The sequence below is a fragment of the Halomonas sp. BC1 genome (genome assembly GCF_002078135.1).
Taxonomy (GTDB): Bacteria; Pseudomonadota; Gammaproteobacteria; order Pseudomonadales; family Halomonadaceae; genus Vreelandella; species Vreelandella stevensii.
In genome coordinates this window covers 128441-138213 of sequence record NZ_LFGS01000007.1, presented here as the reverse complement: position 1 = coordinate 138213, position 9773 = coordinate 128441, and the positions used below count along the sequence as shown (strand labels likewise).

General features: G+C 56.2%; 9 protein-coding genes. 1 reads left to right on the top strand and 8 read right to left on the bottom strand.

Annotated features, from left to right (window positions below; translation table 11 throughout):
* Window positions 1–263 precede the first annotated feature (263 nt).
* Window positions 264–683: a hypothetical protein gene (locus tag B7L72_RS18520; RefSeq protein WP_152621790.1), complete on the top strand. Its 420-nt coding sequence runs from the start codon at window positions 264–266 to the stop codon at window positions 681–683.
* Between the two features lie 238 nt (window positions 684–921).
* Here the strand turns inward: B7L72_RS18520 and B7L72_RS07280 are convergent, their stop codons facing one another.
* From B7L72_RS07280 to purU, 8 genes are all read right to left on the bottom strand, one after another.
* Complete coding sequence (locus tag B7L72_RS07280; RefSeq protein WP_044630299.1) at window positions 922–1539, bottom strand: helix-turn-helix domain-containing protein; 618 nt, start codon at window positions 1537–1539, stop codon at window positions 922–924.
* 196 nt (window positions 1540–1735) lie between these two features.
* Window positions 1736–2518, bottom strand: coding sequence for an IclR family transcriptional regulator (locus tag B7L72_RS07275; RefSeq protein ID WP_044630298.1), 783 nt, complete (start codon window positions 2516–2518; stop codon window positions 1736–1738).
* Between the two features lie 83 nt (window positions 2519–2601).
* Window positions 2602–3315: a hypothetical protein gene (locus B7L72_RS07270; RefSeq protein WP_081193468.1), complete on the bottom strand. Its 714-nt coding sequence runs from the start codon at window positions 3313–3315 to the stop codon at window positions 2602–2604.
* A 3-nt stretch (window positions 3316–3318) separates the two neighbouring features.
* On the bottom strand, window positions 3319–6264 hold the full coding sequence (locus B7L72_RS07265; protein ID WP_240312658.1) for a 2Fe-2S iron-sulfur cluster-binding protein: 2946 nt from the start codon (window positions 6262–6264) through the stop codon (window positions 3319–3321).
* Window positions 6261–6551, bottom strand: a complete 291-nt coding sequence (locus B7L72_RS07260; RefSeq protein WP_044630297.1) for a sarcosine oxidase subunit delta — start codon at window positions 6549–6551, stop codon at window positions 6261–6263. Before B7L72_RS07260 ends, B7L72_RS07265 begins: the two co-directional genes overlap by 4 nt.
* A 53-nt stretch (window positions 6552–6604) precedes the next feature.
* On the bottom strand, window positions 6605–7846 hold the full coding sequence (locus tag B7L72_RS07255) for an FAD-dependent oxidoreductase (RefSeq protein WP_044630296.1): 1242 nt from the start codon (window positions 7844–7846) through the stop codon (window positions 6605–6607).
* Window positions 7847–7868: 22 nt separating this feature from the next.
* The gene (gene folD, locus B7L72_RS07250; RefSeq protein WP_044630295.1) at window positions 7869–8786 is read right to left on the bottom strand and encodes a bifunctional methylenetetrahydrofolate dehydrogenase/methenyltetrahydrofolate cyclohydrolase FolD; all 918 of its coding nucleotides are present in this window, start codon (window positions 8784–8786) and stop codon (window positions 7869–7871) included.
* Complete coding sequence (purU, locus tag B7L72_RS07245) at window positions 8783–9649, bottom strand: formyltetrahydrofolate deformylase (RefSeq protein ID WP_044630294.1); 867 nt, start codon at window positions 9647–9649, stop codon at window positions 8783–8785. The genes folD and purU overlap by 4 nt, the downstream gene beginning before the upstream one ends.
* Window positions 9650–9773: the final 124 nt, after the last annotated feature.

The window sequence follows — 9773 nt, the reverse complement described above, 5'->3', positions numbered from 1 at the left end:
AACTGTGTTTTTTTGCATAGGTACTGCTGGCGTTCTACGCGTAGCCGAATCAATTAAAGGAGTCCGTAGTGCGCGGTGACCAGAGGTCAAATTTGGTAGAAAACAGGACACAGAAAAGTCACGGTGTGTGCCAACGTTTTGACAATGAAGGGCACAGAATGGCGTTAATGGGTGTGATAGAGAAGATTTGAAATGCATTGGCATGTTAATTAACTTGTTGTTTTAAATATTGTTTATTGGTTTTTTGACGGTAGGGAAGGGCGATGCTTGTGCGGCTTAAACCGGCCTCCGAAGCCGAAGGTCGCAGGTTCAATTCCTGCCATCTCACAGTAGTCTTCGATGATCAAAACGTCCCTGGTTGGCGCCTCAGAGTTGATATCCCGCAAGGCCATCTATTCTACGGACAATACCCGGCGCCAGGAAAATTGATCGCACTAATCGATGGGTCTATACCGAGCGAGGTGATAAACGATTATCTGGATGCTGATCCTGAGGCTGATGAAGAAAATCTGATCGCTGACGCACGAGAGCACTATAGAGACATCGGTATCGGTGATGTTTTTCTCTATGGCCAAGCTCCAGAGCGACAGGAGCCAAGCCCATATTTATTGGAGGCATGCTACGAGGCTGTTAAGGCCTCAGTAGAAAATCAGTGCGGTATCACTTTGGAGGTGAGTGGGTAAGCCCAAAGTAGTGAATGCCTGTTTTATAGGGAACATGAAAAGGAGGCAGCCCCTTTCTGCATATAGAAAAATTTACACAATTTCTTTACGCGAAACCGCCCCGCCAGGGTCTCCTGGTAGGGCCGGAACCTGTCAACCTGATTTGGACACATCGTTAAAAATTAATGTCGATTTCGTCGCGGTACTGGGCTGAGCTCTGGCGGGTGACACCGTAAGGTGACCTGTCCGCCGGGTCGGCTTACCCTTGATCTTCTTTGTCGTAATGAATGATCGAGAGCAGCTTGATGGGAACTTCTATCAGCTGTTCGGGCCCGTGCGGCACAGCAGCATCAAAGGCCAGGCTGTCGCCGGCGTTCATGGTATAGAAATGCTCCCCGTGCCGGTAAACGAGCTTGCCTTCGAGCAGGTAGATAAATTCGTGCCCGGCATGGCAGAAGTTGGGAAAGACTTCGCTGGCATCGTCCATGGTGATCAAAAACGGTTCGTATCGCTTATTTGGTCCCTGGCGGTAACTCAATAACTGATAGGTGTGGCCAACTTCCGTACCAGTGCGCACAACTTCCATGCCTTCGCCAGCCTTGACGTGCTGGGCACCACGCCCTCCAAGATCAAAATCGCTGAAAAGTTTGGATATCGGCAGGTCAATGGCATTGCAGAGGCGGCTCAGCGTGTCCAGACTAGTGGATACTTGGGCATTTTCCACTTTACTGATCATGCCCTGACTAAGCTCTGCGATACGAGCGACGTCTGATATTTTGTATCCCTGCGAAATCCGTTTACGCTTCAGTGCCCTGGCGATGTGCTGTTCCAGACTTAGGCGCGTGTCCTGTTTATCAGTGGTGATCTTTTCGCTCATGAGTGCCTTCGCTTATGATTTTGGTGTTCATGACGCCTGTTGATATTGAAACCATTATGTTGCCGCCCTCGGGGGCAGGAGTGCCAGCCACCCGAGGTGATATAAAAGTTAGACAATATTGACATGAAAGCATAAGCGCAAAAGTAAAGCTATTTGCGACCTCCCCGGCGGTCGATAGGCATGGCCCATCGGCGCGTTAGCACCGTCCTATACTACCCAGTTCAAAAGAGATACGTTCAGCCGTGGCCTGTAATTGCTCCTTGAGTTCGTGGATATGGGCATCGCTGTCCAGCATGGCGTCGGGGCCTGAGATGTTGATCGCCGCGACAATCCGCCCCTGATAATCTTTTAGCCCGGTGGCGATGGCCGTGGCGTGGTCGGAGCGATGCATTACCCAGCCTGCGTCACGGTCATTGGCAATCGTGTGTTTAAGCTCTGGCAAGGTGCGCGGCGCGGGGGCAGGATAGCCGTCCAGGCGCACGTGGTGATAAAGCGCGTCGAGCTCGGTTTCGTCCAGAGCGGTGAGGAGAATGCGACCCATGGCGCAACTGTGGCAAGCGATGCGGGTGCCTACCGGGATGTTCACCGACAGCCGCTGAGACGCAAACGAGCGGTAGATATACACAGTATCTTGGCCTTCACGCACACTGAGGTGGCAGGACATTGATACGCGGTTGCGCAGTGCATTCAAATGCGGCATGACGATATCGACAATATCGCGGCTGGCCAGATAGCTGAAACCGTGGGAAATCACCTGGGGGCCAAGCTGATAGGTATTCTTGGCCACTTTATCGAGATAGTGCATCTCGGTCAGTGTGGTCACAATACGATAGATCGACGAGGTGCTGACCTCTAGCGCATCAGCAAAATCCTGAGTCGTCAGAATACGCTGTTGGCTGTTGAACAACTCGAGGATTCTGAGACCCCGGTAAAGCGCGGGAACCGTATAATCGTTGTCTTTAGTGGATGGTTTCGCCATACGTGTTAAGGCCTTGCTGAAAGGGATCGATGTTTAACGGCCCCGGTGTTAACCACCGTCGGGCCGTTAAGGTGCATTATCCGTCAAGATACCTTGTTCATAAATGCCTTGATGCTCAATGGCTTTCCGCCAAATTCCTGCATGGCATCCAGCAGCACCGGCCAGAAATAGCTGGCCGAGGCGCTATCAACCAGCAGATACAGGCAGGTAAGCTCCGTTTGGCTGGCGTTGATGACGATGGCATTCGCCCGAGCCACAGAGGTCTGTGCGACCTGGCCGGGGGCAAAGGCAGCAGGGCTCAGGTCAACCCCACACAATTTGGCCATGACGTTGCTCGCATGGGTGCCCGTCAGGGCCAGCCAGGCATGGGTATCCTGGCGAGGCAGCAGGTAAACGCCCGCCTGAGCGGGTGGCCAGGTAGCTTCCTGCTGGCTGATCCGCTGCTCCTGAGCGTTGAGACTGCCAAGCAGCAGATACTCGCTGGCAGAAAGTCTCGCGACCAGGCTGCCATCCGGCTGGCGAGTTGCCTGGTTCGGCACATCAGGCAGCTGATAACCATGTTCGTCGAGAAAGCTGGCAGCATGGCTGCCGCGCACGCCAAGGCGGGCCAGCGCCGATACATCCACCAGTGCACAATGCGCCGCCGAGGTGAAGTCAGCGTCAAGGCTTGTGTTGTCCCCACCATCAATGGCATAGCCATTCAGCGCCTGCCATCCCTCGGCACGGGAAGCGTCCGCCTGATGAAGGTGATAAAGCGGCGTACGTTTGGGAGTGAGCGTGTCTTTGAGGGTCGCCATGAATTACATCTCCTGTCGACTGTTGTTGGCATCGTAGAAAGGTAGCTTGACGACCTCGGCGCTGACTTCTGCTCCCCCTTCGACCCGAATCGTGATCTGGCTGCCGGGGGGGGCCTTGTCCGCCCCGGCATAAGCCAGGCCGATAATGGCGTTCTGAGTGGTGGAGTATTCACAGGACGTCACGTTACCGGTGATATCCGTACCGTCGAGCACTAGATGCCCTTCCATCGGTTTGGCACTGCCAGCGGGTAGCTGAAAGCCGACAAGGCGCCGTTTGGCGGGCTGTTCGTCAAGGATGTCCACCGCACGGCGGCCGACGAAAAACGGCTTTGTACGGTTAACCGCCCAGCTCATGCCAATCTCGCCAGGGTGGCTCATGCCGTCGGTATCCTGGCCGATGATGACATGGCCTTTTTCAAGGCGTAGCAGGCGCTGTGCCTCAACACCGAAGGGGCGAATGCCAAAAGCCTTGCCGGCTTCCATCAGCAGATCCCAGAGATATTCGCCATAGCGCGCTGGCACGTGTAGCTCATAACTTAGCTCACCCACAAACCCTGTACGCATAAGGCGAGCTGGCGCATCGCCGGCATAGCCTTCGCGCAACTCCAGGTAGGGAAGCGCCTGGGCGGAAAGGTCGACGCCCGTGCACACGGTTTCAAGTACTTGACGTGATAAGGGGCCAGCAATATTTACCGCCGCAAAGGCAGACGTGACATTAGCGATATCCACGTCCAGGCGCCACTGAGCATTCCACTGCAGCATACTTTGAAACACGCGGCCGACACCGCTGGTAGTGGCGGTCACATAAAAGTGATCGTCAGCCAGGCGGCAGGAAACCCCGTCATCAATGACCACCCCCTGTTCGTTGGTCATGGCCGCGTAGCGCGTGCGGCCAACCGGCTGCTTGAGGAAGCCGAAGGTGAAGATGCGGTTGATAAATTCTGCTGCGTCTGGGCCGCGTATTTCAAGGCCACCCAGGGTCGAGACATCAATCAGGCCAACGTGCTCGCGGACGTGCCGGGCTTCTTCCTGCATCGAGTGGTGGCGGTCAAGGCGGCCGTCGGCACTGGGATAATAGGCCGGGCGCTGCCAGTCGCCGGCAGGCATCATGACGGCACCCAGTTCAAGGTGACGCTGTTGCATGGTGGTCACCCGGAAAGGGTCGAAGCTGCGTCCGGCAAGGTGCGCCAGGGTTTCGGCGGTAAACGGCGGGCGTGCGGTGGTCACCCCGGTTTCACTGACTGAACGCTGGGTAGCATCAGCCACCAGGCGGGCAGTGGGCAGCGCAGAGTGGCGGCCTTGCGACGGCCCCATGCCAACGGTGGAGAAGCGCTTGACCAGCTGGACATCGCGGTAACCGTGGCGGGTGGCGTTGATGATATCGCGGATCTGAAGGTCTTCGTCAAAATCGACGAATTCCTTGCCTTTGGGGTGAGCGAAAATGGGCCACGGGAAGTTCACTTGCCTGGGCGCTTCGGTCACAGGGTCGGCTTTCGGTGCGGATAACCCCAGATTAGCCAGTGCCTGGCTGGCGGCAAAGATACCGTCCTGCAGCACCTGCTCAAGGTCGTGCAAACCATTGACCGAGCCTGCTACATGCAGGTGTTCGGGCAGGTTGGAAAGCGAAAACTCGGCGACATCGTCGTTGTAGGTCAGCTTGCCGCCAGCCTGGCACAACAGCTGGTAGACAGGCATATAGCCTGCGCTCATGCACAGCAGGTCGCATTCCAGAGTCACGCTTTCTTTGTCCACTTCACCGCGTTGGGTAATACGCCGGATATCGACCCCGTTAACGCGGTGCATTGTCTTGTCGCACAGCGCTTCGAAAACGGTATGCTCAAGATGCAGGGTGATACCGCGCTGCTTGATGGCCTGGCTTAGCTGGCTGTCGGTTGGCCCCGCGCGCATATCCACCAGGGCCGCTACATCCACGCCCTGTTCGTGCAGGTCGAGGGCGGTCAGATAACCGTCATCATTGCCGGTTAACACAACGGCCCGCTTGCCTGGGCGCACCGCGTAATGGCGCATCAGGCGTTGGACGGCGCTGGCCAGCATGATACCCGGCAGGTCGTTGTTGCGGAAGATGACCGGCTGGTCAAAGGCCCCGGCGGTGACGATGCATTCCTTGGCGCGCACCTTGTACATCCGCTTGTCCTGGATGACCGGCAAATAGTTGTCAGTGAACCAGCCGTTACAGATGGCGTTGCACAGCACATGGATATTGGCGTGTGCTTCCACGGCCGGCACCAGTTCATCACGCAATGCCGTGGCACGCACCCCCTGTTCATCAAAGCGGGCGTAGGTCAGCGCGCCGCCCAGCAAGGGTTCCTGCTCAACCAGCAGTACCTGGGCGCCGCCTTCTGCAGCCGTCAAGGCAGCCTTAAGCCCGGCGGGGCCACTGCCCACCACCACAACGTCTTTGAACAGGTAGGCTTTGTCGTGATAATCGCCCTTCGCCTTGAGGTCAAAGTGACCCAGCCCGGCTTTCTTGCGAATCAGGGACTCCCAGTATTTCCAGGCACCTTTAGGCTTATAGAAAGAACGGTAATAAAAGCCCACCGGCATGAATTTCGAGAACTTACCCAGCTTCATGTCGCTGTCGTGGTCAAGGCTGCCGCTGTAGTTCTGGCCTGTAACGTTCAAACCCTCGTAGGCAAGGCAGGTATCTGCCAGTACGTTCGGTTCATCGGGCAGCTGCACCAGCGTATTAGCATCTTGCCCGGCCATGGTGAGCGGGCCGCGCGGGCGGTGGTACTTGAACGAGCGGGACAGCAGATAACGGCCATCAGCCGCCAGCGCACTGGCAATCGAGTCTCCGCAAAAACCCTGATGGGTCTGCCCTTCAAACGTCATGCTGATAGGCTGTTGACGGTCGATATAGAGCCCCATGGGAGCGGGAAGGCGGTTATCCATCGTCTGTGTATTGCCTGATGGTTGGGTGCGGTTCATTTGCGTGTCTCCTCAGAGGAAAACTCGACACGTTCCTGGAAAACTTCCTTGGGATCGAACGTACGCAGTATTTCATCGGTAACAGTATGGCGTTCAGCAAGGAACCAGTAGCTGGAGGCGGCATGCATCCACCATTCGGTAATAACGCCTGCTGTGTTGTCGCTATAAAACACATAGTGGGCCCATTCCCGGTCGCTGCATTGACCGGGCATCGGTTTGAGTTCTCCGCCATAGATGAACTCACTGATATTGCGTAGCCCGTTGAGCGGGCAGTTCATGACTTTCATTGAGCGTGCCTTCACATAGTCGCTGAGACGGTGGCTGACATAAGCGGCTGACGTTAATGACTGGCCGCTGTCGCGCCCATTTCATTGACTTGCTGGAAATTGGCAAAACGTTCCAGGCGGAATGGCTGAATCAGCGCCGGCACTTTTCCGCCGTTGGCTACCAGCTCTGCCATGGTCTTGCCGCAGATGGGCGTTGACTTGAAGCCCCAGGTGCCCCAGCCAGCATCCAGGTAGTAATTCTCAACCGGGCTTTCCCCCATGATGGGGCTGTAATCCGGGGTCATGTCGGTAATCCCGCCCCATTGGCGCATCAGCTTGGCCTTGGCCAGAAACGGGAACATCTCGATGCCACTGGCAATCAGGCTTTCCTTCATTTCCAGCGTAGAGCGCGTGTTGTAAAGCGGGTAGGGATCGGAGCCGCCCCCGAACACTACTTCGCCACGGCTGGTTTGCTGAACGTAGCAATGCAGGGCGGAAGAGCTGACCAGCGGGCTCAGGAATGGCTTGACCGGCTGGGTGACCATCGCCTGCAGCGGGTAGCTGATAATCGGAAGGCGGAAGCCGGCTTTTTTGGCCAGGATCGAGCTGTGCCCGGCAACCGCTTGCACGGCGCAACCGCACTGGATAGTGCCGCGATTGGTCTTCACCCCGGTAATGCGCCCGCCTTCAATGATCAGCTCCTGCACTTCAGTGAGCTGATGGATTTCAACGCCGCGCTTGGCGGCTTCCTTGGCATAGCCCCAGGCCACGGCATCATGGCGCGCTGTGGCGCCGTCGCGGTGCCACAAACCGGCCAGAACCGGCAAGTGCCCCGGGTCGAGGTTAAGCGTTGGCACCAACTCACTGATCTGCTGACGGTCGATCATTTCGGTGCGTCCGCCGAAATGTTTGTTAACCTCTGCGCGTTGGCGGAAGGCACGTACCGTGGCATCGGTATGTGCCAGGGTTAACTGACCGCGCTCGGAATACATGATATTGAAGTCAAATTCGTTCGAGAGGTTCTGGAACAGCTTGACCGACTCGCTATAGAACCTGACCCCTTCCGAGGTCAGGTAGTTAGAGCGGATAACGGCGGTATTGCGCGCCGTGTTGCCGCCCCCCAGGTAAGCCTTTTCAAGCACGGCTACCTTGGTGATGTTGTGGTATTTGGCCAGATAATAGGCAATGGCCAGCCCGTGGCCACCGCCACCGATGATCACCACATCGTAGGAGGGCTTGAGCTCTTTGGGGGGAGGCAAGTCCACATCGACGGGATACTCCGAGGACAAACCGTATTTCAATAATCCAAAAGGCATGACAACGCCCTCCTGTGGTAGATCAGATAAGTGCTGGCTGAGCCGCTTTGTGGTGTTGCTGAAGCCGGGTGGCGACCACCGTGTTCTGCATCAGGTAAGCGATGGTCATCGGGCCGACGCCGCCGGGTACCGGGGTGATTGCACTGGCCACCTGGCTGACGCTGGCAAAATCCACATCCCCGACAAGACGCGTCTTTGGCTCGCCATTGGCTGACTCTTCGATGCGGTTAATACCCACATCAATCACCACCGCACCGGGCTTGAGCCAGTCGGCATTGATCATCTTCGGGCGACCGACCGCGGCAATGACAATATCCGCCTGGCGCGCGATGGCTTCGGCGTTAACGCTGCGTGAGTGGAGCACCGTGACCGAGCAGTTGGCCTGAAGCAGCAGGGCGGCCATGGGCTTGCCGACGATGTTGGAGCGCCCGACGACCACGGCATGTTTACCGCTCAGGTCGCCGCAGGTTTCCTGCAGAAGACGCAGGCAGCCGGTAGGCGTGCAGGGTGTCAGCACGTCAGCGCCCTGTGCCAGCCCTCCCACGTTTTCACGATGAAACCCGTCGACGTCCTTGAGCGGTGAAATCGCCTGAATCACGGCGTCCTCGCTGATGTTGTCGGGAAGCGGCAGCTGCACCAGAATGCCGTTGACCTCAGGGTCCTGGTTCAGCTTGTCGATCAGTGCCAGCAGCTCGGCCTGGGTCAAGGAGGTGTCGAAGCGATACTCAAGCGAACGGATCCCGACCGCTTCAGCCTTACGGATCTTGTTGCGCACATATACCTGGCTGGCGGCATCTTCACCGATCAACACCACAGCAAGCCCTGGTGTGGTGCCTTCCGCTTCCAGTTGCGCCACGCTGTCGGCGACTTCAACCAGTACCCGCTCGGCCCAGGCTTTGCCGTCAATCAAGGCGGCAGATGTTTGTGTCGTGAGGGTCATTGGAAAATCACCGTTTTGTTCTGATCAAGGAAGATGCGGTGCTCCAGGTGATACTTGACCGCACGGGAAAGCGCGATGGTTTCCGTGTTACGTCCCACGGCGACCAGGTCTTCAGGGCGATAGGTATGGTTAACGCGCTGAACTTCCTGATCGATAATCGGGCCTTCATCAAGGTCAGAGGTCACGTAGTGCGCGGTGGCACCAATCAGTTTGACGCCTCGCGTATGTGCCTGATGATAAGGCTTGGCCCCCTTGAACCCCGGTAAGAAGGAGTGGTGAATATTGATGGCGCGCCCGGACAGTTGGCGGCACAGGTTGTCAGACAGAATCTGCATATAACGTGCCAGCACGACAAGCTCGGTACCGGTCTCTTCGACGATATCCATCAGCGCGGCTTCCTGCTTGGCCTTGGTCTCTTTAGTGACCGGCAGGTAAACAAAGCGGATGCCTTCGCGCTCGGCCATGGGGCGAAGGTCGCGATGGTTCGAGACGATGGCGGTGATTTCCATGTCTAGCTCACCTTGCGCCTGGCGATACATCAAATCGCTCAGGCAGTGATCGAACTTGCTGACCATCAGCAAAACGCGCATGGGTTTGGAACTGCTGTAAATCTGCCACTCCATCTCAAAGTCCTTGGCGATGGCGGCAAATTCATCACGCAATGTCTCGATATCCCCACTCACGCCTTCATTGAAGCGAAACTTGGCACGCAGAAAGAAGTTTTGCAGCTCTTCATCATCGTATTGGGCCAGTTCACTGATATAGCAGTCATGCTCGCTCAAAAACGAGGTCACCGCCGAAATGATGCCGGAGGTAGCCGGGCAAGAAACGCGGATGATGTAACTGTCACAAGAATCCTTCATTTTTTTCCTATATAAATTTAAAATTTTAAATATAAATAAAAAATAAGAAATTTATCGATTTAAAGCCAAATATATCTCTATGTAATAGATTGACTTCATATTTGGCTTTTGTCGATATGGATTT

What these genes read in the sequence shown, in the direction of transcription:
- B7L72_RS07270 (WP_081193468.1), bottom strand. Translation starts at nt 3,315, where the DNA reads ATGGCGACCCTCAAAGACACGCTCACTCCCAAACGTACGCCGCTTTAT.
- B7L72_RS07265 (WP_240312658.1), bottom strand. Translation starts at nt 6,264, where the DNA reads ATGAACCGCACCCAACCATCAGGCAATACACAGACGATGGATAACCGC.
- B7L72_RS07255 (WP_044630296.1), bottom strand. Translation starts at nt 7,846, where the DNA reads ATGCCTTTTGGATTATTGAAATACGGTTTGTCCTCGGAGTATCCCGTC.
- purU (WP_044630294.1), bottom strand. Translation starts at nt 9,649, where the DNA reads ATGAAGGATTCTTGTGACAGTTACATCATCCGCGTTTCTTGCCCGGCT.
- B7L72_RS07260 (WP_044630297.1), bottom strand. Translation starts at nt 6,551, where the DNA reads ATGAAAGTCATGAACTGCCCGCTCAACGGGCTACGCAATATCAGTGAG.
- B7L72_RS07280 (WP_044630299.1), bottom strand. Translation starts at nt 1,539, where the DNA reads ATGAGCGAAAAGATCACCACTGATAAACAGGACACGCGCCTAAGTCTG.
- B7L72_RS18520 (WP_152621790.1), top strand. Translation starts at nt 264, where the DNA reads ATGCTTGTGCGGCTTAAACCGGCCTCCGAAGCCGAAGGTCGCAGGTTC.
- folD (WP_044630295.1), bottom strand. Translation starts at nt 8,786, where the DNA reads ATGACCCTCACGACACAAACATCTGCCGCCTTGATTGACGGCAAAGCC.
- B7L72_RS07275 (WP_044630298.1), bottom strand. Translation starts at nt 2,518, where the DNA reads ATGGCGAAACCATCCACTAAAGACAACGATTATACGGTTCCCGCGCTT.